At 46.1% G+C, this 24,291-nt stretch carries 28 protein-coding genes; 15 read left to right on the forward strand and 13 right to left on the reverse strand.

Annotation, left to right across the window (positions count from 1 at the left end; translation table 11 throughout):
• Positions 1 to 4: 4 nt before the first annotated feature.
• The gene (locus tag EL628_RS27080; RefSeq protein ID WP_126583095.1) at positions 5 to 751 is read left to right on the forward strand and encodes a thioesterase II family protein; all 747 of its coding nucleotides are present in this window, start codon (positions 5 to 7) and stop codon (positions 749 to 751) included.
• 91 nt (positions 752 to 842) lie between these two features.
• On the forward strand, positions 843 to 1,601 hold the full coding sequence (locus tag EL628_RS27085; RefSeq protein ID WP_126583096.1) for a 4'-phosphopantetheinyl transferase family protein: 759 nt from the start codon (positions 843 to 845) through the stop codon (positions 1,599 to 1,601).
• 170 nt (positions 1,602 to 1,771) lie between these two features.
• Here the strand turns inward: EL628_RS27085 and EL628_RS27090 are convergent, their stop codons facing one another.
• From EL628_RS27090 to EL628_RS27105, 4 genes are all read right to left on the reverse strand, one after another.
• A complete protein-coding gene (locus EL628_RS27090; RefSeq protein ID WP_126583097.1) occupies positions 1,772 to 3,532 on the reverse strand; it encodes an ABC transporter ATP-binding protein in 1,761 nt (586 codons plus the stop codon).
• Positions 3,529 to 5,274 carry an ABC transporter ATP-binding protein gene (locus EL628_RS27095; RefSeq protein WP_126583098.1) on the reverse strand — a complete coding sequence of 582 codons (1,746 nt, stop codon included), beginning with the start codon at positions 5,272 to 5,274 and terminating at the stop codon, positions 3,529 to 3,531. Before EL628_RS27095 ends, EL628_RS27090 begins: the two co-directional genes overlap by 4 nt.
• Before the next feature lie 405 nt (positions 5,275 to 5,679).
• Positions 5,680 to 6,129, reverse strand: a complete 450-nt coding sequence (locus EL628_RS27100) for a hypothetical protein (RefSeq protein WP_126583099.1) — start codon at positions 6,127 to 6,129, stop codon at positions 5,680 to 5,682.
• A 191-nt stretch (positions 6,130 to 6,320) separates the two neighbouring features.
• The gene (locus EL628_RS27105) at positions 6,321 to 7,286 is read right to left on the reverse strand and encodes a toll/interleukin-1 receptor domain-containing protein (RefSeq protein ID WP_161975805.1); all 966 of its coding nucleotides are present in this window, start codon (positions 7,284 to 7,286) and stop codon (positions 6,321 to 6,323) included.
• 237 nt (positions 7,287 to 7,523) lie between these two features.
• Here EL628_RS27105 and EL628_RS31180 point away from each other — a divergent pair, with 237 nt between their 5' ends.
• On the forward strand, positions 7,524 to 7,679 hold the full coding sequence (locus tag EL628_RS31180; protein WP_371859709.1) for a hypothetical protein: 156 nt from the start codon (positions 7,524 to 7,526) through the stop codon (positions 7,677 to 7,679).
• 29 nt (positions 7,680 to 7,708) lie between these two features.
• Here EL628_RS31180 and EL628_RS31185 read toward each other — a convergent pair whose 3' ends face one another.
• Positions 7,709 to 7,936: a laccase domain-containing protein gene (locus EL628_RS31185; protein WP_126583102.1), complete on the reverse strand. Its 228-nt coding sequence runs from the start codon at positions 7,934 to 7,936 to the stop codon at positions 7,709 to 7,711.
• A gap of 410 nt (positions 7,937 to 8,346) precedes the next feature.
• Here EL628_RS31185 and EL628_RS27120 point away from each other — a divergent pair, with 410 nt between their 5' ends.
• The 6 genes from EL628_RS27120 to EL628_RS27145 all read left to right on the forward strand — a co-directional run bounded on the left by EL628_RS27120 (position 8,347) and on the right by EL628_RS27145 (position 12,967).
• Positions 8,347 to 8,880, forward strand: a complete 534-nt coding sequence (locus EL628_RS27120) for a hypothetical protein (protein WP_126583103.1) — start codon at positions 8,347 to 8,349, stop codon at positions 8,878 to 8,880.
• A 29-nt stretch (positions 8,881 to 8,909) separates the two neighbouring features.
• Complete coding sequence (locus tag EL628_RS27125; protein WP_161975806.1) at positions 8,910 to 9,566, forward strand: HAD family hydrolase; 657 nt, start codon at positions 8,910 to 8,912, stop codon at positions 9,564 to 9,566.
• Between the two features lie 108 nt (positions 9,567 to 9,674).
• Positions 9,675 to 10,103 (forward strand): hypothetical protein, encoded by a 429-nt coding sequence (locus EL628_RS27130; protein ID WP_126583105.1) that lies wholly within the window; start codon positions 9,675 to 9,677, stop codon positions 10,101 to 10,103.
• A 31-nt stretch (positions 10,104 to 10,134) separates the two neighbouring features.
• Positions 10,135 to 11,376 (forward strand): MFS transporter, encoded by a 1,242-nt coding sequence (locus EL628_RS27135; protein WP_126583106.1) that lies wholly within the window; start codon positions 10,135 to 10,137, stop codon positions 11,374 to 11,376.
• Positions 11,377 to 11,881: 505 nt separating this feature from the next.
• Entirely contained in the window at positions 11,882 to 12,421 is a 540-nt protein-coding gene (locus EL628_RS27140; protein WP_126583107.1) for a cysteine hydrolase family protein, read from the forward strand.
• Positions 12,422 to 12,592: 171 nt separating this feature from the next.
• Positions 12,593 to 12,967 (forward strand): iron chaperone, encoded by a 375-nt coding sequence (locus tag EL628_RS27145; RefSeq protein ID WP_126583108.1) that lies wholly within the window; start codon positions 12,593 to 12,595, stop codon positions 12,965 to 12,967.
• 141 nt (positions 12,968 to 13,108) lie between these two features.
• Here the strand turns inward: EL628_RS27145 and EL628_RS27150 are convergent, their stop codons facing one another.
• Entirely contained in the window at positions 13,109 to 13,756 is a 648-nt protein-coding gene (locus EL628_RS27150) for a hypothetical protein (RefSeq protein ID WP_126583109.1), read from the reverse strand.
• A gap of 325 nt (positions 13,757 to 14,081) precedes the next feature.
• On the opposite strand from EL628_RS27150, the gene EL628_RS27155 reads away from it, so the two are divergent.
• A complete protein-coding gene (locus tag EL628_RS27155; RefSeq protein ID WP_126583110.1) occupies positions 14,082 to 14,453 on the forward strand; it encodes a VOC family protein in 372 nt (123 codons plus the stop codon).
• A 142-nt stretch (positions 14,454 to 14,595) separates the two neighbouring features.
• On the forward strand, positions 14,596 to 15,117 hold the full coding sequence (locus EL628_RS27160; RefSeq protein ID WP_126583111.1) for a DinB family protein: 522 nt from the start codon (positions 14,596 to 14,598) through the stop codon (positions 15,115 to 15,117).
• Positions 15,118 to 15,271: 154 nt separating this feature from the next.
• Here EL628_RS27160 and EL628_RS27165 read toward each other — a convergent pair whose 3' ends face one another.
• Positions 15,272 to 15,757, reverse strand: a complete 486-nt coding sequence (locus EL628_RS27165) for a DUF6194 family protein (RefSeq protein ID WP_126583112.1) — start codon at positions 15,755 to 15,757, stop codon at positions 15,272 to 15,274.
• A 279-nt stretch (positions 15,758 to 16,036) separates the two neighbouring features.
• Between EL628_RS27165 and EL628_RS27170 the strand changes: the two genes are divergently transcribed.
• A complete protein-coding gene (locus EL628_RS27170) occupies positions 16,037 to 16,783 on the forward strand; it encodes a MerR family transcriptional regulator (RefSeq protein WP_126583113.1) in 747 nt (248 codons plus the stop codon).
• 193 nt (positions 16,784 to 16,976) lie between these two features.
• Here EL628_RS27170 and EL628_RS27175 read toward each other — a convergent pair whose 3' ends face one another.
• Positions 16,977 to 17,528 carry an NUDIX domain-containing protein gene (locus tag EL628_RS27175; protein ID WP_161975807.1) on the reverse strand — a complete coding sequence of 184 codons (552 nt, stop codon included), beginning with the start codon at positions 17,526 to 17,528 and terminating at the stop codon, positions 16,977 to 16,979.
• Positions 17,529 to 17,614: 86 nt separating this feature from the next.
• Positions 17,615 to 17,941 (reverse strand): divalent-cation tolerance protein CutA, encoded by a 327-nt coding sequence (gene cutA, locus EL628_RS27180; protein ID WP_126583115.1) that lies wholly within the window; start codon positions 17,939 to 17,941, stop codon positions 17,615 to 17,617.
• Between the two features lie 531 nt (positions 17,942 to 18,472).
• Between cutA and EL628_RS27185 the strand changes: the two genes are divergently transcribed.
• The 3 genes from EL628_RS27185 (at position 18,473) to EL628_RS27195 (ending at position 20,462) form a co-directional block, all read left to right on the forward strand.
• Complete coding sequence (locus EL628_RS27185; protein WP_126583116.1) at positions 18,473 to 19,063, forward strand: lytic transglycosylase domain-containing protein; 591 nt, start codon at positions 18,473 to 18,475, stop codon at positions 19,061 to 19,063.
• Between the two features lie 199 nt (positions 19,064 to 19,262).
• On the forward strand, positions 19,263 to 19,895 hold the full coding sequence (locus tag EL628_RS27190) for a class I SAM-dependent methyltransferase (RefSeq protein ID WP_161975808.1): 633 nt from the start codon (positions 19,263 to 19,265) through the stop codon (positions 19,893 to 19,895).
• A 228-nt stretch (positions 19,896 to 20,123) separates the two neighbouring features.
• A complete protein-coding gene (locus EL628_RS27195; RefSeq protein ID WP_126583118.1) occupies positions 20,124 to 20,462 on the forward strand; it encodes an MbtH domain protein in 339 nt (112 codons plus the stop codon).
• Positions 20,463 to 20,565: 103 nt separating this feature from the next.
• Here the strand turns inward: EL628_RS27195 and EL628_RS27200 are convergent, their stop codons facing one another.
• The 4 genes from EL628_RS27200 to EL628_RS27215 form a co-directional block, all read right to left on the reverse strand.
• Positions 20,566 to 20,814, reverse strand: coding sequence for a hypothetical protein (locus EL628_RS27200; protein ID WP_218029010.1), 249 nt, complete (start codon positions 20,812 to 20,814; stop codon positions 20,566 to 20,568).
• A 75-nt stretch (positions 20,815 to 20,889) separates the two neighbouring features.
• Entirely contained in the window at positions 20,890 to 21,963 is a 1,074-nt protein-coding gene (locus EL628_RS27205; RefSeq protein ID WP_126583120.1) for an aminopeptidase, read from the reverse strand.
• 63 nt (positions 21,964 to 22,026) lie between these two features.
• Positions 22,027 to 23,313, reverse strand: a complete 1,287-nt coding sequence (locus tag EL628_RS27210; RefSeq protein WP_126583121.1) for an MFS transporter — start codon at positions 23,311 to 23,313, stop codon at positions 22,027 to 22,029.
• 148 nt (positions 23,314 to 23,461) lie between these two features.
• Positions 23,462 to 24,106, reverse strand: coding sequence for a response regulator transcription factor (locus EL628_RS27215; RefSeq protein WP_126583122.1), 645 nt, complete (start codon positions 24,104 to 24,106; stop codon positions 23,462 to 23,464).
• Between the last annotated feature and the right edge of the window lie 185 nt (positions 24,107 to 24,291).

A 24,291-nucleotide genomic window follows, 5' to 3' on the forward strand; every position in this document is an offset into this window, starting at 1 on the left:
GCATATGTCTCACTTTTTTTCTACACGAAGTTGGATTGTACGCTCAAACACTCAGACACAGGCACAAATGCGGCTCTTCTGCTTTCCCTTTGCGGGCGGAGGAGCTTCCACGTATCAGAGCTGGCAACGCTACCTGCCCGAAAAAGTTGAGATCTGTGCGGTGCAATTGCCTGGACGAGAGAATCGTATGCGGGAGAAGCCCTATCAGGAGATTACTCCTCTCGTTGAAGCGTTGAAACAGGAACTGAACCCTTATCTCGATCTCCCGTTTGCCTTTTTTGGGCATAGTCTGGGTGCGCTTATCAGCTTTGAATTAGCTCGTCATCTGCGCAGAGACCATCAGATAGAGCCACAACACCTGTTTTTATCTGCCTGTCGGGCCCCACAATTCTTCGCAGATATTGCACCATTACATGCTCTTCCACAACCAGCATTAATTGCAGAGCTCCGCCGCCTTGAGGGCACTCCAGAGGATGTGCTACAAAATCAGGATCTTATGCGCATGATCGTTCCTATGCTCCGAGCAGATTTTTCTGTGTTTGAAAACTATCTTTATTATCCTGAAGAACCGCTTTCTTGCCCCATTACGGCCTTTGCTGGCCAGCAGGATCAACGTGCTCCAGCAGAGATGGTTGCCTGGTGGAGAGAGCAAACAACCAGCAAATTTACGATGCATACGTTACCAGGAAAGCATTTTTTCATTAATGAAGCTCGAGAATCCTTGCTCGCATTAGTACGAGCAGACTTATAGACTCTGAAACAGGAAGACAGACAGATAGCTTATTGAGACGAGCAGCCTTACAGGCTCTGAAATAGGAAGACAGACATTGGGATAAAATAAGATGATTACAAATACACGAGTTGATCAGATTCTCAAGAGGCCTTATGCCAATCAGATCCACATCTGGTATGCCGAGCTTCAACAACCAGATGAATACTATGTTCAGCTAGAAAAGACCCTTTCTCATGATGAGCAGAAGCGGGCCTCGCTTTTTTACTTCGATCACGATCGGAGGCGTTTCGTCACAAGTCGAGCTATTTTGCGTACCATCCTGGGACACTATCTGGAGATAGCAGCCGAGGAGTGTCGGTTTGTCTATCAAAAATATGGGCGTCCTGAACTTGATCCTCTTCATCATAGCTCGCTTCGCTTTAACGTGTCTCATTCGTATGAACTGGCCATTTATGCTTTTAGCGATGCCTGGACGGTTGGCATTGATATTGAATATGTTCGTCTGCTGGCGGATATGGAGCAACTGGCGAAACGCTGTTTTTCGGCACGCGAATATAGCTTCTTTCTCACATTACCTGAGGAGCAGAGACAAGAAGCTTTTTTCCGTTACTGGACCTTCAAAGAAGCAACCGTCAAAGCTCTGGGCGATGGGCTGAGATATTCGCTCGAACGCATTGATGTTGGTGCACTCCCAGATGATCAAGAGAGCAGCATTCTGCTTGCGCTCCCTAACGAGACCGAGCTGCGTTCGCTCTGGCGGCTGCACCCTTTACGTCCATCACAGGGCTACAAAGCAACGATAGCGCTAGCCGAGCGTCGGGGCGTTCAGCCACAGGATCTGATTCGTGTCTGGAATGAACCCTTCTAAACTCAACCTATAAAGTGGATCTGGCCCGGTACACAAAGTTTCGGATGCCTACTAAACCATCTGCAATGAGACACTGCTGTCTCAGGAATTCATACAAGCTCAAAGAAGCTCATCCGGCAATCGATGCTTCGCAAATGCCGAATCAGCTTCTTTAGACCACATGTCTTCTATTACAGCACCTCACCTTGCCAGAGATGCTGCATCTCGCTGCACTTTCTCAAGAGCTCGTCCAATCTCCCTTCTGCCTCAATCTTTCCTTCTTTAAGCACAATAATATGGTCCGCATGGCGCAAGACCTCCTGATTATGAGAGACAGCCAAACACGTCTCTCCTCGAGCAAAGAGACGTTCCCAGAGGAGTTGCTCGGTCTGGCGATCCAGTGCGCTGGAGAGATCATCGAAAATCAACAGTTCAGGAGTACGTACAAACATACGAGCAGCCGCACTGCGCTGTACCTGCCCACCAGAGAGCCGGACGCCTCGGGCTCCAATCATGGTATCAACGCCCTCAGCCAGCGCATTAATATCTTGCTCCATCACGGCCTGAAAGAATGCCTGCTCCAGATCAACCTGTTCCGGCTTAAGACCCAAAAGAACATTCTCCTTAAGCGTCAGGCTAAAGAGTCGCGGAACCTGTGCTGTATAGGCACAGCGAGGAGGCACAAAAAAACTGGCGGGCTCAGTGATCTCTGTTCCATTCCAGAAGATGCGGCCTGTCTCCAGAGGTAAAAGTCCAAGGAGTGCTTTGATGGCCGTTGTCTTCCCTGAGCCAATGCGCCCGGTAATCACCGTAAACGAGCCCCGTTTCAGGTGCAAGCGAATATGTTCAATGCCACGGCCCGAAGAGGGGTAGCGATAGGTAAGATCATGAACGATAAGCTCGGTCAGATCCTCCCCTTTTTCATACCGTGGAACTTCAGGTAAAGCTCCCCGTGTATAAAGAGAGTGATGGGCGACCAGACTGGTTGCAGAGGTGGTTGGAAGTACTGCAAACAAACGCTGCGTTGAGAGAGGAGCAAGTTGCAAGGCTGTAAGAAGACGTCCAATCCGACGTGGGAGCTGCAGGAGCCAATCGAGATAGATCACAAACAGCGTAAAATCTCCAATGCTAAATGTATGAGCATGAATAGCCTGAGCCGTAAGGAGAATGACGATCCCCCTGCTAAGATTGGTGATATTTCCACTAAAAGAAACCAGCAGGTTGCTCACAATCTCCTCTTTGAGCATTGTTCGACGGCGTTGCTCATTCAGAGTTGCCAGGTGCTGAACCATCCGCTCCTCGGCTGATGCTACCTTTATGGCCTGTACGATGCTATATATTTCTCCTAGAAACCCCAGTGCCTCGCTAGAGGTTTCGCGCGTCTTCTGTCGATAAGGCTCCAGGTGCGCTCGCATGCGATGGATAATGGCAACTAGAGCAATCAGAGGGATAACAGTAGCCAGAGTTATCAGCAAATTAATCTTGATCATTATGATCACGGCAATCACGGCAAAGACGAGTTCACCAAAAAGCCGATACCACTCATTAATCACATCATCAGTGGCTTTCGTCACATCATCCTCAAAACGACTGATCAGATCGCCAGAAGCCTCTCCATTCTCTACAACGGGAGGATCTTTCAAAAGCGCAGAAAAGAAATTGCTGCGCACCAGATCCTTCATGGTCATCATCCAATACTCATGACTGAGGAACCAGGTCGTCGTTACCAGCTGAGCTCCGATCTCTGATGCGAGCAATAAAGCGCCCAGGCTCCAGATAGTAAGGCCAAGAAGAGTCGTTTTTGCGCTTAATTGGTCGAAGATAGCACGCGTTAATTGTCCTGATAGAAGCGGAATACAACTGGTCAGGACCCATAAGAGCGCTGTCAATAGACCTGAACCTGGTCGATAACGAACCAGCTTACCTAAATCAAGGAAACGAGTAGTCATCATTCTTGCTCCTGACGTCCGGTTTGTAACAGACCATTCAATTGTGAGGTTGGGTCCTGTAGTAAGTTCTCACGCCGATCATATTCCACCATCTGCCCCTGCCTCAGGATGGCGATCTTATCAGCGCGATTGATGGTTGCAAGCCGATGCGCAATGATAATCCCAGTCCGTCCAACAAAGAGGTTCTTGATGGCAGTATCTAGAAAGAGTTCGGTTGCAGGGTCCAGGCGCGAAGAGGCTTCATCCAGGATGACGATAGAGGGATTTTGAAGGAAGACGCGAGCAAAGGCGAGCAGTTGTGCCTCACCTGCTGACAGCCCAATCCCAGTGCTGGTCGTAGTGGTCACAACAGTATCAAGCCCGTGTGGAAGCGCTTCATACCAGTCAGCCAGACCCACTTCAGACAGCACGTGCACAATCTGTTCATCTGGAATAGCGGTCTCAAAAAACGTTAGATTATCTCGCACACTTGCATGAAAGAGCTGTACATCCTGAGTGACCATACCAATACGTTGCCGAAGAGCTGCAAGCTGCAAGGTCTGGATAGGACGGCCACCAACACAAATCGTCCCACTATCAACCTCATAGAGGCGAAAAAGGAGACGAGCCAGGGTCGTTTTGCCGCTTCCGGTCTGTCCCAGAAGGCCCAATATTTCGCCTGGCTTAATATCTAACGTGATCTGTTGCAAAGTGGGAACATCTGGATGATAGGCAAAGGAGACATCTGTGAACTGAACACTTAATGCTCCACCTGGGAGATCGTGCTCCAGACCATCACCAATGGTTGGAGGGATGGCAAAAAGCTCCTGAATACGCTCGAGACTTGCCCTGGCCTGACGCAGATCATCAATCTGCTCCATAATCGTTTGCAGGGGTGTAGACAGGAGTTGGGTATATGTAACAACCAGGTAGACCACGCCAAGTGTAATTGTCCCCATCTGAAAAAGCGCAGCAGCGAGCAGAAACGCGCCAACGGAACCACCAATGAGTAAGAGATCTGTTCCACAAGACAGCCAGAGACTAAAACGGCGTGCAGACCAATCTTTCAGAAAAGCCATTCGTCGCAGATCATAAAAGAGGCGCATACTATACGCAATAGCGCCACTGGTACGCAGGTCAGCTACCCCTGATCCATATTCACCAATGAAACCATGGAGATTAGCCTTCGCCTGGCTTGCCTTCTTCCAGGCTAATGAGGTGGTATTCCGGGTACTCTGGATGACAAACAGACAGAGAGATGCATAGATGCTCATAGCCAGGCCCAGACGCCATTCCTCATGAAAAAGGACAGCCAGGACGCAGATTAAGACAAGCAAGCTCATAATAATTTGCAAGGTAAACAAAGAAAAGAGATTGGAGAGTGAGCTTACATCTTCGTCAGTCCGCTCAATGAGTTCTCCGGCTGCATGTGCAGCATGAAAAGAAAGGTCCAGGTGGATGCAATGGGAGGTCAGATCCAGGCGCATCTGATTTGTTGTCTGCCAGGCAAGATTACTACTGACATAGGCACTCACAACCGTCAGACCTTGATTTAATAGCCCCATTCCTAGAAATAGAGCGGCCATGATCCATAATGATGAAAGCGACCTCCCACTGGTTGCACTATCAATAAATGAACGTAAAATTTCTGGATTGCCAACCTGGATTCCCACGCTGCAAACCAACAACGCCGCCAGAAGAGCTACTGTTGGCCACTGTGGTCGTAGATACCGGACCACAAAAGAGAGAGTATGCATACGCACCATAGATGATTTTTTACTCCTTCTCACGTATTTCGGGATAAAAATCCTTTGGGGACAAGATGCATGGCATACGTCATTGCCATCATCACATGCCTGAAAAATGAAACGATACAGCGCAGTGCTATCTGAAGGAGGTAAAAGAAGAGAAGACGCACAGAAAAAACCCTCAGACAGCCAGATACGCTGTCATAAGGGTTTGCATGATGCAAAACAGAACACAAAGCTATGCAGAAACAAGTTTATCCAGTTATGGACTTCTTATGCACTTGTGACCTCTGCATAGCCCAAAGACAGCGGTACTAGTAACCTGCCTTTGGGCCATGTTGGCTGCGTCTTCCAATCATGATGCTTCTTATTCTTTCTGCATTTTGAGGTATTCAGGTATAAAAAAATTATAGCATATATTCTTTAAGACTCGCGCCAGGCATCAAGGTGCCAAAATGGCTGCCCAAACAACTTCCACGCTCCCGCAAAGAACACAAGGGCGAACACAAGCAAGCCTGGAACAAGCAGAAACGCTCCACGTACCAGATCATCCACTCCATCAATAAGTTGAATCAGGGCAATCAGTACCATGAAGCTGGCCAGTACCCGGCGAGATCTTATGAAGAGGAGAAAAAGCAACATAATGGCGAGCGCTAAACTTCGGGCAAACATATAGTCGGCGTAGACCCGCGCTGTCTCTGTCATAGTGCCCCCACTCGTGAGCAGGGTAGGATTGACCTTACTGATCACCGCACCAGTGATGCTCAAAAGAGCCCCAAGTATGACAACGATGAAGATCCAGAGAGGAAAGCGCGCAACGGATCGAGATGTTTTGAGATCAGCTGCCTGTGATGGTGCGGAGGAATTGGTCATGAGTGATGCTCCTTTTCGGTTATAAGAGGAAATCCATTTCTACCCGATTATACCAGATTCCAAAGCAAAGAGCATTATTTCAGGGCTTTCCAGTTCTGGGTTAGTTCTCTGGCAGACAAAGGGGTTCTTACCTGGCACATGTCCTTCTTCCAGGAGAAGTGGAACACCCTGGAATCAAGCGCCCATCAGCGCTAGAGATCATGGTGCGCGGACGGACCTGCAATAAACGCTGGATTTCTCCGCGCTCCAATAGCTGCTCCATCCAGTTGCCTTGCCTTTTGAAGAGCTTGAACTTTCAGTAGCTCATACAATTGAGCCTGAATAAGATACAGCGTACTATTATCAGGTTGCAGTAAAATAGCCTGCTCACAGGCGTGCAAGGCTAGCTGATAGTGCCCAAGGTTCCACAGGGCATAGCATCTGCTCACATGCGCAATACTATTCGTTGGCTCTAACTGAATCACTTGCTCATATGCTGTGAGCGCTTCCTCATATTGGCGAAGATGCCAGAAGAGCGTACCAGCATTTAAGTAAGCAGAACTGTTGCGAGGATTCAATTGAATCGCTTTTTGACAGGCACGGAGTGCATACTCATAATCCTTAGCATCTTGAAAATTGTTCGATGTCTCTAGCCACTTTTGAGAGAGCAACAGGGTAATTTCTGCATAAATATCCTGAACAATGGAGAAAAATGCCTGATCATGATCATGCCAGATGCTGACTGGCATCTCTCCTCTGGGAAGAACCTGGAGATCTCCCAAAAGCGTTTCCTGCCAATACGTAGGGCGAAGAAGGATAGCAATGGCTCGTGTCTCTTTTAACGCATTTCGCTCGAGAGCTCGAGCCATTTCCACGTGATAACAGAAATCTGAGTTCATAAAATCGGGGCTAACAAGGAACAGAATAATATCTGCCGTATTCAGGTGCGCATACACTTCTTCCGCCCACTCCGCTCCTGCATGAATATCTCCATCGTACCACTGCGTCACTAGCCCGGAACGCACAAAAGGCATCAGATGTTTGCCCAGCAACGATCGAAAGGCGTGATCTTCATGAGCATAGCTAAAGAAGATTTTGAGGGGCTCAGTCGATAAAAGTTGATCGGAGCTTGTGTTGATCGTATGCTCGCTTATTATCTCGTTCCGAAAATGCGTCATCTTTTTCCTACGGTCAATTCGTGAATACTCTTTTCGTATCTTGAAAAGGTAGCTGTAACTATATTGCATGATTTGAGATTCTTATTCTATAGTATTTCTCTCAAGGAGACAATAGAGATAAGTATCAGTGAATAGTGAATTATTTTATGGAAGATTACCTCTTTTTCCCTATAATTGCGGAACTCTCCCATCGAGGAGATGCAGTCAAGTGTTAAAGATGGTGTATACCTGGTCAATATGCTTCCTGACCGGGAAACAAAAAGTGGGAAAACATGGTTGGCGTCGCATCCCGAAATCGAGGGAGTTAGCCGAGATCGCGGTAGAGCATATGCCAGTGGAGCTGCTCAAGGAGCGTCTCAAGCGATCCAGTGTGCGGATCGATGGCATGTGTAAAAATCTTGGAGATGCCGTTGAAAGCTACCTCAAACGGCAATCACTGTCCATTCCGGTACCTTCTGCGCCAGTGCCGACCTCAGAGAGACAGCGTCTTCACTATCATGGATGATGATACGATACACAATACCCTTCCATCCAGCATGCACTAGACCAATAACATGCTTATCTGGATCAAAAAAAGCTACAGCAGCGCAGTCAGCCACTGGTATGAAAAGTGGTTGGGTGTTTCCAATGTTGCAAAGCATATACGTCATTTCTGTGCTCAACCTCAAAAATTTATTGAAGAGCTTTTTTTGAGAAGCTTTCACGATGAAGCGGGACTTTCAAGAAAACACTGTCAAATAATTCATATATTTGATTAATAGCGCTACATGTGATAAAATCCTATATAGCAATAGATGCTATTAATTACATTGTGTCTAATACGGCAGAATGTTTTTTACAGCTGGATAAAACCATGAAGGCATTACAAATAATCCTAAATTACTGTAGGAATTTATAGTGCCAGGTTTTATTCAGGCGCATAACCTCATCTTATACTTGCTGATTATTTATTTTTATCTGCATGAAAGATGGCTTAAATTAGTAAAGCGCCTATTGCAAATTATTGAATCACACAGGTCTACACTTGTTGTGACCGCAACACAAAAAGGAGAAAAACAAAATGCAAGTAGTTGAACCATCACGTGACATTATTTCAGTTAACGTGAACGTTTTTAAAGGAGACCTCCTTTTAACATGTACTTACTCACAGGATGTAAATCCAGAAGCATATAAAAGCCTGAGCGAAGGACGAAACGTCTTTTCATTTTGTCCCGAGTTACATCACTTAGATAAATTAGGCTTTAAGCTTTGTACAATTTTTCGCCTAAAGAGAGTGGAGACTCTCTATGTTCTCACGAAAGACGGCTCACCTCACTCTATGCAAATACCACTAATGGTTCAAGAAGCAGCCGAAGATGTCGGATTTGATAAAGCCAATATTCGATATTTTTGCTTAGAAGGCGGGGGAGTTCACGAAATTTCGGATTTGACTATTCGTAAGGCACGTCATTATTCAGAAATTGAGCAAGTACTGCCTTATGCAAAACTGGAAAAAGTAACCGAAATTCTAAGAAGTGAAAACGGTTGCCCAAGCAAAAGAAATTCTTGCTGTGCAAAGAAGATACAAACAAGCAAATGCAACACAATGTTCTGAAGCGACAAAGGCATTCTGAAGGAAAAACTATGCGTCATGATTTGCGTGTCATTATTTTTGATTTTGATTATACACTGGCCGACTCCTCCTATGGTGCAATGGAATGCATCAACTTCGCACTTCGTAGCTTAAAAATTCCTCCTGCTTCTTATGAGTCAGTGTGTCAAACCATAGGATTATCGCTGCCAGAAACTTTTCTGTACCTTACAGAATCAGAACATGAAGGAAAAAGTAGTGAGTTTGTGCGCCTTTTTAAAGAAAGAGCTGATGAAGCTATGGCAGAGAATACTGTAATCTATGATACAGTAAACTCCACTTTGGAAGCACTTAGTCTGGTGAATATAAAGATGGGAGTAGTCTCCACAAAATATCGCTACCGAATCGAAGAAATACTAAAGCGAGAAAAAATATTAAACTTCTTCGAAGTTATAGTGGGTAGCGAGGATGTACAAGCCCATAAACCTGACCCGGAAGGTTTATGGCTTGCTATTGAACATTTTCAAGAATCAAAGCAAAATTCTCTTTATACTGGTGATAGCACAATAGATGCGGAAACAGCATTAAGAGGCGGAGTCCCCTTTGTTGCTGTGTTAACTGGAGTTACACAAAGTCAAGCATTCGATTCATACAAGCCAGTGAATATTGTAAACAATTTGAAGGAACTAACTGACTGGATATTGGGATAAACATGAAAAGTGGTTCAGAACATGTACTTTATTGTTTGATAAGTTCATTTTATCTACAATCATCAAACAACCAAGTATATGCTACGACCTGTAATGAAAGGAAAACACATGTATTTGTTGAATGATAGGAAACAATTAACGCATGATCTTGAGGCTTTTTTTGCAAGCTACAACATCGAAATTCTGGGCATTCAAGAGCGCACGAGAGACAATTTTGAGCGTTTCCCTGCTCCTGGAGATGGAAAGATACGTTGTTTTACTGTATCTGTACTCTGTCACAACATTAGTATCTTTGGTCATACGGGACCATATTTGGAAGCTGTGTATCCGCGCCTGGCAATGTTACACCAGAAATTGGCTGCGTGGTTTCGAGATAGGGGCATAAATATATCAGGAACACAGGCGGAGGTGAGTTTTTCCATTATACCGTATGCTGACCCCAGTGGGACATTTGACAAGGAATTGGAAGCTTTAGAGAGATACAGCAAAGGTCAAACTGTTATAGCCGGAAATACGTTGTCGCCTGTGTATCCTTGATTGACAAGAAGAAAGTTCGCAGGATCTAGAAATGAATATTTTTTCTGATAATTTTTTGAATAAAAGTGATACAAGCAATCCAACCATACAACCGATACTTAATAAGCGACATATCTCTTTCCTTGCTGTAGCCTGCGCTTTAACTATCTCCAACCTTTATTATATGCAACCTCTTCTGGCAACTATAGCTCAGGATTTTGGAGTATCAGAAGAAAAAATCGGTTTTCTTTCAGTTTTAACACAAATAGGTTATGCCTGTGGTTTGTTATTGATTGCACCTTTAGGTGATAAATATAATCAGCGAAATATAGTATTATTCTTACTAGTAGCTGTAACATTATCTTTATCCAGTGTTGCTCTAGCTCCGACATTAGATATAGTAGCAGTTGCCAGTTTTTTTGTTGGTTTTACGACTGTCATTCCTCAAATTATCATCCCTTATACAACACGTTTGACCAAAGAGAACATAAGAGGAAAAGTAGTGGGTGTCATGCTGAGTGCTTTAGCAATTGGTATTTTATTATCACGAACAATAAGTGGAATTATTGCTTCGATCTATAGTTGGAAAATCATGTACTGGATTGCTGCTAGCTCTATGCTATTACTCGGAGTATTTGTGTTTTTTCTTCTTCCTTCAGATCGTGCTCCTAAAGATACTCCAAGTTATCCTGCGTTGATAGCATCACTATGGGAAACTGTACAAACAGAATCAATATTGCGTGAAGCCTGTCTTTTTGGAGCATTAATGTTTGCTGCGTTTAATTCTTTTTGGGTTACGTTATCTATTTACTTATTAACTTCATCTTATCATTATAGTAGTGAAATTACTGGATTGTTTGGTTTAACTGGCATCTTTGGAGCTATTGCAGCACCATCAATAGGGAGGTTTGCTGATCGTTATAATCCCCGGTATATAACAGGTTTGGCAATTATTATCTCTCTCATTTCATTAGTATTACTCTGGTTAATGAATTGGTCCTTGCTCTCTTTCATTTTTGGCATTATTTTACTAGAATTAGGAATACAAGCCTGCCAAGTTTCTAACCAATCGAGGATTCATAAATTATCACAAAGCAAGCGTAGCCGTTATAATACTATATATATGTTTACCTACTTTATAGGAGGAGCAGCCGGTTCCCTACTGGGGACATACGGATGGAGAGTAGCAAAATGGAATGGTGTATGTATGATAATTGCATCGTTATTACTCCTGGCGTTAGTGTGGTACTGGATAAGTAGTAAGAAAATAGGCCGGACACAATGGAGCATTTAGAATCAAAAAGATGTGATTTATGTATTCATGCAGAGTTATTTGCAACAGTGTAAATAAGAGCCAGTAGTACAATCGCTGTCTCTTATTTATATTTGTCTATATACAACCAGGAAAGCCATCTAGTCCAGGGCTTTTTGAAAGTCCCACTTTTGAATTTTCATACAATTCACCAAAAAGTTTCAAGAGCCTCAGGCTAACCTTCTTCTGGTTCCTCACGGTTGGGGACACCCTCAGTCTCAACCAAGCCGACTGTTTCAGTCAAAAGAGCAAGAGGTCAATCGGCGCATGAAGAAACGGGGAATGCGGTGGAAGCGCACCAATGCCACAGCAATGGTGGCGCTCCTCATTGATTGGCTGAATGACGATTGGCAACAACCCACTAGCAGCAGGGCGTATTACTGATTCGAGCTCGACCCCGCGTTTAGGGCACAACCACAACGCTTTATGTGGTAAACTCAAGAACAAATGAACCAATTCGTGAGATACCAAAAAGGAGTTGAACCGAATGAGCAAAGATACCGCCCTGCTTGTAATCGACGCACAGATAGGTGTGGTGGGTGAAGCCTATCACCGCGACGAAGTACTGGATGCAATCAATCTGTTACTGGACCGAGCCCGCACCAACAATACGCCAGTTATTTATGTTCAGCATAATGGGCGCAAAGGATACGATATGGAGCCAGGTCAGCCAGCATGGTTTATTCATCCAGCCATTGCGCCTCATGCTGGTGAACCTGTTGTGCAGAAAGAAGCGCCAGATTCCTTTTATAAAACACATTTACAGGCAGAGTTGGAGGCACGTGGAATCAAACACCTGATTATCACAGGAGGCCAGACACAATATTGTGTCGATACAACTGTCCGTAGTGCGGTTGCTCATGGCTATGACGTGCTGCTGGCCAGCGATGCTCACACAACTGATGATAGTGAGACGCTGCCAGCAGAAAAAATTATCGCCTTCTATAACGAGACGCTCAACGGCTTCTGGGCAGGCGAACATAGAGTGCAGGTCAAGCCTGCCAGCGAGATTGGGTTTACTGAATAGCTCTCGCACAAAAGATCAGTCACGTAACAGCTCAAGGGTTTTCAAAGTCTACTTCAGCTATTGCGTGACTGGCATTTGTATAAAAAAGTGGATAGATAAAACAGGAAGATATGACGATTTTACGTGTATGATCACGCTTATACAAACAGATCCAGAATAGACTTGACAGAGATGGTTCAGATACGCCATAATCATAGTATGACAGCAATAGATGATTATTTAACAACCGTTGAACCTTCGAAAAGAAAAGAGCTCGATCGTATTCGTGCTCTTGCGAAACAGACAGTGCCAGATGCAGAAGAGGCTATTGTCTATGGGATGCCGACCCTCAAATATCGGAACAAGCCTTTGCTTGGATTTGCCGCCCGTAAAAACCATATTGGCATCTACCCCTATAGCGGCCAGGTAATAGAGACGCTCCAGGACCAACTCCAAGACTATAGCTCCTCCAAAGGCGCAATTCGTATCCCTCTTGATCGTCCTATTTCGGAGGAGATGCTCCAGCAAATCATTCACCTCCGCCTCTTGCAGATTACTCATTCTTAAACAAAAGCCCGTATGTGATCAGCAAAACTGCATACGATGTCAGGAAATACTCCATTTCGCTGACATCGTATCTATAGTTTTAGAGCCTCAATAGGGAACGTTTCCCAGACGCCTGGCGCTATACATCTAGCACAGTCAGGGCTAGCGAGCTTCAATTACGATCGTGACAGGGCCAGCGCTCAGATGAGGATCAGTGCTCCAGGCGGCATGAAACGAGTGGACCGCATCATTAACGGTGTACATATGAAACGCCCCTTTATCTTTACGAGCCTGGGCGTCAGAGATGCCAGCCAGCACCTCAACGGTAATGCGATCGTTGCCATCGATTGCCACGACACCAGCAGCATGATAGGGATAGCTGATGCCACCCACAACGGCGGTGGTCACGACCATGACATAGGCCTGACCCAGGCCAGGATTGGCATTATCATTGGTCGCATTGACATGGTTAGCGCGTGCCGTATTCGCTGCGAGGATGTTGGCGGCATCGCTGGTGCCAAAGGCGGCCCCGGTTGGCGAAACCTTACTTTGATCTCCACCCAGCTCTAACTTCTTGTTTTTGAGCACCTCTTCAGCAGTATGCAGGCAGTCGGGATAGAACTGCCATGAAGAAGCATATTTATTATAGGTCGAGCCATTATATTTCACATCTTCACCTGCCAGGATACATACCCGTGGATCAGGGGTACCGTCTTTAACATAAAGGCCATAAGGGTCTGATTGTAGAATAAGGTAGAGGCCATTTTCAGAGAGAAGCGCAGATTTGTTTTTTACAGTGATTGTTTGCATAAGAAGTGCCTTTCTTCTTGCGATTTAAATTTTTATGTTCAAATCTCTATTTCAATTCTATGTTGATGATACCTTTCTTTTTAAAGAAGGACTATCTAACACAACACAATAGTAGTGTGATCTACCATACACCTCTCTATGCTCCAACCAGGCGTAATTACCCCCTAAAAAGTGCGAGTTTCTTGCAAAATGCAAACTCACGAACAGAATTTCCACTTTTTATATCCTCAAAAAGAATAAACAAAAGGCAGCTCAGAATTTTTTTCTGAGCCGGTCACGCACATCCATACTGTTGTTTGATTGTGATGATAAAAAGGAAATTTGTATGTTCACAAAAATTGGTACGATCAATGTGGGCGTCAGCGATCAAGACAAAGCCCTTGACTTCTATGTAAACAAGCTTGGTTTTGAGAAGGTCGATGACCAGCCGATGAGCGAGACTGAGCGCTGGCTGGAAGTAGCACCTCCCGGGGCTCAGACCCACATCATGCTCGGCCTGCGTGGCCAGAGTGGTGGTGACAGAACTGGCATGACTGGCTATGTCCTGCATGTAGATAATATAGAAAAAACCTGTGAGACACTCAAAGCTCGCGGAGTGACTATTTCTCACGGTCCAACAACTGAGCCATGGGGGAAATGGGCTCAGTTCATCGACCTCGATGGGAATGAATTTGGCATCTGGGCACCTGCCTGGTAGATTATCTCCAGGGGAGCTAGCCAGCAAATTTAACGTGCTCTCCATTTATTGATGGAGAGCACGAGTGTCCTTATGCTTAAACAACCAGCAGGGGCCTGCTCACTCATTCGCACACGTTATTAGAATTAAGGAGTAGACAGTCATGGCAGAGCAAACATCTCCCCACGTCGCATTCTATAAACAAGGTTGGGAAAACTATCAGCAGACACTTATCAAAACGATCTCATCGCTTTCTTCCGAACAACTAGCCCTCCCAATTGCAGCACATTCTCGTTCAATCGGCGAGCTTCTCAATCATATGATTGGTGCACGCTTCAACTGGTTCTACATGTGGATGGGTGAAGGAGATCCGAACCTCGATTGGAGCGATGGTGACGACGGCGACGAGGCAGCCTTATCCAGGGCCGATTCATTGGTCGCTCTGTTTGAGAAGAGCTGGCACGTAATCTCCTCTGCCCTGGACCGCTGGACTTCTGCTGATCTCGAAAAGCTTTTTTCGCCTCCAGCCTCTCATCAGTCATGGCTACGGAATCAAGGGCTGCCAGAAGAGGTACCACATACCCGCCAATGGATTATCTGGCATGTGCTTGAACATGAGATTCATCACGGCGGCGAGTTCTCCCTCGCTCTGGGCGCTCATGGATTAGAAAGTTTCTATTCCTAGTAAGGATCAAGCTAACCCCTGGCCCACCTGTGGGGAGCCATTGATCGGTTCAAGCACATGATCCTGCTCCATCTCATCACCGGGCTCAGAGTTTCACATGCAGGTTTTCATTCAATTTGAATACCTGCATGTTGGGACAGGCATATCAGCACATTTATCGCGCTGCTTTCTTCTTATACTTGCTCACCGCTATGTCATACGCCTCGAGAAGCATCGGCTGCACTGTGGTTTCAAACGTCTTGTCGCTGGGATTGAGCACACAAACCCAATACATGCGGCCATACTCAGGATGAGGCATCAACTGATCCAGGGCAGTGAAATCGTATCCACTCACATCCCCGTCACTGATCTCCACACTATCCCTGACGGAAGATCGCGCAACGTCACCGAAGAGTGAGCGAAACGTCTGCTTGCTAACACCAATATTCAAGCGAAAGACCGATGGACGGCTAAGCTGAGAGAACTGGTCATACAGATCGCTGGTCACAAGCGTGACAAACGGAAATCTATGATCTGGAGGGATGCTACTATCCGGGCCACTATCTGGATTATAGAAAAAGAAACTATTCCCAGCATCCATGACAACATCCACCCCCTCAAGAATCTCAGTAAGGTAGTGGCTAATCTGAACTTCATTCATGTATTTTGACCCTTTCTTCCTATTCATCGTATAACTACCATCTCATTATCTCGTGCCAGAATAATTGGTAGCCCTCCCATCCGCGCGTTTGAGGCCTGTATGAGCAGGCTTTTCGCGGGCTTCCTCTTCTTACTGTACAACACTTATGCCCAATTGGAGGGTTAAGAAATATCCAACGCCTGTCTGATAGGTCCTATTCAAGCTCAATATGGTGATTGGATGTGGTAAAAAGAAGAGTCGCCATTGAATGAAGTCTCTACAAGCAAGTGAGGGTTTTACATGACAGATCGTTCCTACCTGCGTACCCATGATCTCGCACAGGCGGTCAAGATCAGTGTCCAGCAAGTGCGCAATTACGAGGCAAGTGGTTTGATTCCGCAAGCCGCACGTAGTCCGAGCGGCTATCGCCTGTATACGCAACGACATCTTGCTGCACTCCAGACAGTGAAAAGCATGATCCATGGCTATGGCTGGCCACGAACATCAGCAATTATGCAGGCACTCCATCGAGGTGACCTTTCCGCTGCACTGACAACGATCAATGAGCGTCACGCCGAGCTTGCCAGCAAGCGTTTACAGATTGAACAGACACTCTCTGCTCTGCGTACATTAACCGACCCATCCACGCCCCTACACAGCGCCTCGTATCCTGAACGCTTCCGCATCGGAGAGGCGGCCAGACAGGTAGGCGTACGTGTCTCGGCCCTCCATTTTTGGGAACAGCAGGGCCTTTTGCACCCGCTGCGCGATCAGAGTAGCCACTATCGTCTCTATGACGAGCTCCAGATGCACCGTCTGCGCGTGGTCGTCTTGCTCAGAGAGGCTGGCTATACCTTCGATATCATCCAACCAGTGCTTGACGAGCTATCAGCAGGCAGGCCAGAAAAAGCTATTGTGGCAGTGGAGAAGAAGCGCGAAGAGTTGACGAGGACGAGCTGGACGTGCATTAACGGATTAGCCTTATTCCAGCACTATGTAAGCGAGTTTGGTCCACTGTACGGCTTTGGCCCAGATGATCATACCTAGTAGTGCCCTTTGCCAGAAAGGTTTGCCGCGATTCGACAGATTGAAGGGAAGATCAGCTCTTCTGTGCAAATGGAGCTGCTCGCTTACTGAGAGACTGCATTAGCTCATTTCGCTGACCTCGTTCAAAAGAAGATTGGCCACTCGTCGCGCTGCTTTTTGACCAGCATGCTGCCTGATCAGACCTTCTTTCGCCTCATTCTTCATTAATTTCTCGCCATTGTTCATCTGGCTGGGGCTCGCGACACCATACCTCCCAACTTGCATGGATCAACGATGCTGGTAGTGCTCCCTGGTCACGCAAGGCAAACACCTCTCGCGCTGATATCCAGTCTGCCGGCCAGCGAACGTCTTGTTGCCATACGGCGTTGTATCTTACACCAGCAATTGCGTCACGGATCGGTTGACGATGCCACCAGGGCAGGCGTTCAGGGAGCCTATCAACACGAAAATACCTCACATCATCGGCCTCTCCTTGTTGGGGCTGTAAGGTGCCACCAACTGGCCTGGCGGCAAATACGACGTTGTGTGTATCGCCGATCCAATGGGGCATGAAATAAATTCCTAACAGTCCGGTCAGGACAACCTCGATGCCAGTCTCCTCGGAAACCTCACGAACTGCGGCTTGAGCTACAGACTCGCCTTTCTCAACCTGCCCCTCAGGTAAAACCCACACTTTGAAATCTTCGCGCTGAACGAGCAAGATTTCCTCGTCTTTGATCACAACTGCATGCGCACTTAATGACACAGACCGCTCCCTCGCTTTCATTGAAGTAACATCTTCGTACAATATTAGCCTTCAAAATTAAAGAGTGATAAACTCTTTATACGCACTTATAAGGAAGGGTCCGCAGTGGTCTCGGTAATCCATTGGAGATATTTTTCACTGCCATCTACGATAGCAGTCGCTATAATCTCTGGCGTATCATACGTATGAATTGCTTTAACGGCCTTCTCCACTTCTGGATAGAGTTCTGCCCGTGTTTTCATCGTGCAGGACCATTCGTGATCCTGCTGCACCTTCCCTTCCCACCAGTACACGCTCGTTATAGGAACAATATGGACGCATGCAATAAGATGGCGTTTGACGAGCTCTTCTGCAATTTTCTTTGCAAGTGCTTCATCATCAATCGTCGTTACTACTTGAATATAACCCGTCATTTTAAACCTCCTTTATGATCACAATCTGTTCGCAATCGTTCGGAATGCAAGTGCCTTTCGCCAATATCCCTTCTCATTATGGCACAGAAGCATATGCAGTAATCTCATGTCAACAGGCCTGGATCAGCCAGCACTATCCATTATGAGCAAAACATTTTTACAGGCGATGGTACTTGAAGAGTCCCCATACAAACGTATTGAAAAACCTTTTCTTCCTCTGAGATGTAAAAGTACGCTTTCTGGTTCTTGATCTACGGTTGAAATCCGCCAAAGTTTCTTCTCTTGCCAGCCAAAGTTTCTTCTCTTTAAAGTACGCCGCGTCATTGTGAGGTTCCCGCTAGATTTTTTGTTGAGAATGTGAGGCCGTCGTGAGCCTGAGCTTCTATACTGTAGGTGTTGAAGAAAACAACACCTACTTGTTCAATACCACACGGTGTTGATACATCTTATAGAGAACCAGACAGTCATACATGCGAGAACACACGGTGTGCTCTCCTTACCATCACTGACACGAAAGGGAACGTACTGAACATGATCACTCCAACCACCCTCCACTCCAATCGTCCTGCAACCCAGAAGAAAGCTGCTGGCTGGAGTGCGGTGCTGGCTGGTTCCGTTGCTGGTCTTGCGCTGACCGGTTTCATGGGCTTCCAGACCTTCTTCGCGACACCACACACCGCTGCCACTGCGGCTTCTTCCTCACGAACCGTTCAGGTTCAGACGGCTTCGGTTGCGGCAAATAGCTCCTATGAGAGCGTGGCCCGCGCTGCGGCTCTTCGTCATGGTATCAGTCCAGATCTCTTTGTCCGTCAGATTCAGCAAGAGAGTGGCTTTAATCCCAATGCTCGCTCTTCGGTAGGTGCGATCGGGATTGCCCAGTTTATGCCCGGAACGGCTGCGGCCCTGGGTGTCAATCCGTACGATCCCAATTCGGCGCTGGATGGAGCCGCTCGCCATATGGCTGACCTCAGTCGCATGTATGGTGGTGATTATGCCAAGGCGTTGGCCGCCTATAATGCAGGCCCCGGCAATGTGAATGCTGCAGTTAATGCTGGTGGTGCCAACTGGCTCGCTTATACGCCTGCTGAGACACAGCACTATGTCCACACGATTATGGGCTAGTCTTACCTGCGAGCTGTAAACAGACACACTCCTGCCAGGAATGGATCAACTGATCTATTCCTGGCTTTTTGCTTGCTCGCTCCAAAGAGTCGGCTGGTTCTTCTCAATAAGCTAGCGACTAAATATGTATATACTATGCTATAGTGTATAGTGGTTTTTCTTGAGCTAAAAAATGATCACAGCGAAAGGTAATTACTTAATGGATCAACAAGCACTTTGGAACAATATCCATATGGAAGGGAAACATTCAGCTTTTTCACGAACGCCAAGTGAATTTGCTCAAGAAGTTGCACCCTCTTTCCCAGATCACGCAAAGATAATTGAGCTGGGTTGCGGTTTCGGTGCTGACGCAGCTTTCATTGCGCAGCAAGGCTGTGCAGTTATTGCAACGGATCTTTCTGAAGTAGCGATTGCAAGAAATAAACAAATGTATAGTGCTATTCCCGGCCTGACTTTCCAGGTGGTAGACATGAGTAACGGAACCCTTCCTTTTCAAACCGATGGGTTTGATGGAGTTTACGCAAGACTTTCGTTGCACTATTATTCCGATAAAGTAACCAAACAGTTGTTTCAAGATATACATCGCGTCCTAAAAATAGGTGGGCGACTTGCTTTTATGTGTAAAACAACTAATGATCCGCTCTATGGCAAGGGCACTCAACTTGAAGAAGACATGTTTGATAATGAAGGTCATATACGACACTTCTTTAGTGAAGACTACGCGAGAAGCTTATTGGTCGGATATCGTATTGAAAGGTTGGAAAGCCAGAGAAAAAATCTCTACGGTAAGCTATCATCTTTTATTGAAGTTATTGCCCAAAAGAACCAATAAGATGTGCTCTTTCCCAGTATACCTGACCGCTCAGCTTATTGTCAAAATTACCGCACAGAATTCCAATATGTACACTTGCATAGAGGATACCAATGAGTTTATTCTATATATATCTCTACCTCTCTACCTCTAACGGTAGGGTAGACCCCCAACCACGGATGAGGATAGTCTGGCGGACTAGAAAGCACACCGCTATTGACGAACTGCTACTTATGAAAGGAACCTATCATGGATGATTTAGTACAACGTCTATCCCAGGGAGACCAACCTGTAACCGTAGGTGGCCCCAAGCCCTCTCTTGAAGAGTTTCGCAAACGGGTGGAAGAAATGGGGTATGTCTTTATAAAATTTACCGCGACCCGTGGTGGTACTGATCTGGGTGTACGCATCGATCGAGCTGCAACTGATCTGAGTAAAGCCTTTTTTGACCAGGCAACGGGAGTAGCTCATATTGAAGGAACGCTGACACTAAACTATGTGCCCGTCCGTTGTGTGGCCGATATTCAATTAGAGAGCCTTGAGGGGACCGGGCATCTGGTCGTTCTAGCAGAGTCGACAGCCATTTAACCACCCAATTATTTTGTGAGATGGGCTATTTTCACAGGTAGTAGGCAGGTAGAAGCAAAGCCACTTTGCAACCACCTGCCTACCTGCGACCAGGCATCAGGAGTTAATAGGCATACCGCAAATCGTCTGGGATCTCAAACTTCAAGCTGGACTTGCAAAAATCTTGCCATTCTGGTGTGACGTGCTGCCAGATAATTCCTTTCTCAGGGACTATTGGACTTTTCACCACAGTAAAATCGTCCCAGAGGTAGACAACATCTTCATCTCCCAACGGTGACTCATCCTGTTGCTCAGACCAGTCGGGAAATTGACGCAGATCCTTCAGGAAATACGCTTTGCAATATTTTTTCATCTCAGCATCCTTTTCCATGATACAATCGATCGCTCCAACCTTCTTCTCAGTCAGAGACAACCGTCAAGAGCTGCATTATGCAATTGTGAACTTTCCATCTTGTTGAATGACCTCACCATCGATCTTGATGACACCACCCTTTCTGAGATCTTTAATGAGATCCCAGTGGATAGAGGAGGTATTCTTCCCGCCGCCAGCTGGATCAACGTTGGCTCCTAAGGCAAGATGAATGGTCCCGCCTATCTTCTCATCAAACAAGATGCTTTTACTATATTGCTTAATCCCATAGTTACAGCCAATACCAAATTCGCCGAGCGTTCTTGCCCCCTCATCTGTATCAAGTACCGACAGCAGAAACGCTTCCCCTTGCTCTGCCCTCGCTTGCACGACCTTCCCGGCAGCAAACGTGAGCTCTATTCCAGATACTTCGTGCTTATCATAGATGAGAGGAACATCAAAGTATATTGTTCCCTCCGTCAAGGTCTCCACAGGTGGCCAGAAGATCTCTCCATCGGGCATATTTTTTATTCCGGCCCCAATTGTACTGGAACGACCTTCCAACGAAAGAGTAAGCTGAGTATCAGGAGTTAGAATCTCTACAACGCTCGCCTTCCTCGTGTATTCCTGTAGCTTGGCCAGTTGCTGCTCAAGCTCCGTCCAGTCAATCAAACAGGCATCGAAGAAAAAACGTTCATAGTCCTCCATCGACATGCCAGCCTCTTTCGCTAAATCAGGTGTAGGATAGTTACAGAGCACCCAACGCATATCGGAGAGCACATGCTGGCGCAATGATTGCATAGCACGCCTGGCACGCTGCTTCCTCTCTAGTGGAATCTCAGCCTTTACGATCGCCTGCTCAGGTGCATAAATATTAGCCAGACAATGCGTATGACGATAGATATAGTCTACTATTTCGGGAATTTGATCTAAGCGATCTTCGGGCATTTCAGAGAGCAGAATATCGGGCATTTCAGAAAAAGTGATATCGAGGATGCCTTCAGCTCCTTTACGCGTAATTAAACGTAACATTTCCATGATGAGAGGCCGACCAAGAATACTGCTCGCCAGAATGACTTTCTCGTCGGGCTGAACTTTGAGTGAGTGATCGACCAGGATCTCAGCAAGCTTGAGTATACGAGCGTCTACCATAACACATGTTCCTTTTTCATACCTGACATCTTCCTAACCGCTATTGTAGCTACATAGCGTCTCTTACTCTAATTGGCGCACATCTTTGACAAAGAGCTCACTACAGGCAAAAACAGCACCAATGAGACCACTGCAGATAAATATGATAGCTGGACCAAATAGATCAACCAGATTACCAATCACGATAAAGCCAATAGGCATCAAGCATACACTCCCCAGTGCGTCAACGCTACTTACCCGGCCTAATTTATCAAGCGGTACGAGCTCTTGTAAGAGCGTGGGCCAGATCACTTGTGATGCTCCAGTGCCGAATCCAATTAGAAGGGCCGCGATCACAGCAATAAAGGGATGAATAAACGTTGGACCGGGAATGCCAAAGGCGGCACAGGCCAGACAGGAACAAGTGAGAATACCATAAAGGACGATACCGCGCCGACGGATAGTCTTTAATTGCCCTATCACAAAAATTGAGCTAATTGATCCCAACGCAAGCGCTGTACTAATAAGACCAAAGAGCCAGACCCCCGAGTGGTAAAAATCAGAGACTAACTTTGGCATGGCAATGGCCAGAGCACCAGTTACGACGACCCCAATACCAGCCGAGACCAGCACACCGCTCCACAGCCATGTTGAGCCAACAATATAGCTCAGACCTTCTCGCACATTTTCCATCAGGAAGAGAAACCCTTTTTTAGGGGACACTACACTTTTCACAGCTGCCTCTTTGTTGGCAGAAACCGGGGTAAATAATGAGGAACGAACGCCCAGAAGAAAGAGTACGGAGATAATAAATGTTAACCCATCAAAGCCAAATGCTCCCGATGGCCCAATAAACGCGACGAGGGTGGCTCCTATAATCGGTCCAAGCAGCTGATTCATCTGCTTACTTAAGCCAGTAAGCGCATTGGCCGACGATAATCGATCTTTCTCAACCAGCTCAGGGGAGATTGAGCGATACGCAGGCCGAAAAAAACTGTCCGCAATACCAAACAGAATGACTAAAAAAATAAGATGCCACAATTGCAATAAGTGAAGCCACCCTAAAACCGTAATCGTCAGTACAGCAATGGCTCTCCCAATATCTGACCAGATCATAATCAGCCGTCGTGGTAAACGATCAGCGGCCACCCCTCCAATTAACATGAAAAAAATAGCTGGCAATGTTTGCGCCGCAACCACAATACCCATGGCCGCACTGGAACCAGTGATCGCTAATACTTGCCAGGCCAGGGCCGTAAAAAATGCTCCATCTCCCATACTGGAGAGCGTTTGACCAATCCACAACAGCGCAAAGGGACGTGAACTTAAGGCTCGTGTAAAATGGGTTCGATCTACAAGTGGAACGCTCACTCTTCATTACCTTTCTTGTCGGAAAGACACAACAAATGGTTGTTCAGCCATCTATCCACTATCTATCCACTATCTATCCACTATCTATCCACTATCTATCCACTATCTATCTACCATCTCATTGGGCTCGCCGGGATGTGACCATACTTTATGCTCGAGAACATGCCCTCTCGTTAAAAGTCATGAGATCTTGAATAGGCGAAAATAACCCTGCACTATAAGCAGCATGCATAACGTCGTACTCATTGTGCACATCCAGTTTTGCATAGATCTGCTGACGATGCTTCTCTACCGTTGAAGGAGCGATGGCCAGGGTGTCCGCGATCATCTTTGGTGTATACCCACGACAGATCAATTTCAGTACTTCCTGTTGTCGCCGGGTTAAAGATGATGAAAGAGCCGGTTGACTATGGCTCTCTTTATTCACAATCATTGACAGCTCGATACTGTGCAATATCCAGGCGCAAATATTGGATAGCAGGCTTAAAACATATCTCTGCAAAGCTATATCAGAAAAACTGAGGCTCTGCGTCTCTACTTCCAATGATCCATAAACGACCTCTCTGAACTGAACGGGAATCAGGATGATCTGACTTGAACGTGGAGACAGCAGATCCGTCATCTTCTCTGAATCGGTGTATAACAATAACCGAACATGTTTATCCGTAATCTGCTCTATCTCTCGACACAGGCAGGAAATGTTATCATATGGCCGCTTTGAATGATTCTGTGCAATAGAAAGAATGTGAATGGATAAGCTGATATAATCTAATGCAATAGTATCTCTTTCCATGAAAACAAAACCTCCTTACGTTATCGCTATATATAGTATACATGCGAAAATACTCTCCTTGTTAGGCCATATATAAGGCTTTTATGAGGCTCCACTCAGGCTTTTTTATGTGTTGATAGAGTGCAAGAAAGAGGATTATTCAAAAGGGATTTAATAGAAGACCTGAGGGATTAATTCTTGCCGTT

The sequence above is a fragment of the Tengunoibacter tsumagoiensis genome, from assembly GCF_003967535.1.
GTDB classification, from domain to species: Bacteria; Chloroflexota; Ktedonobacteria; order Ktedonobacterales; family Ktedonobacteraceae; genus Tengunoibacter; species Tengunoibacter tsumagoiensis.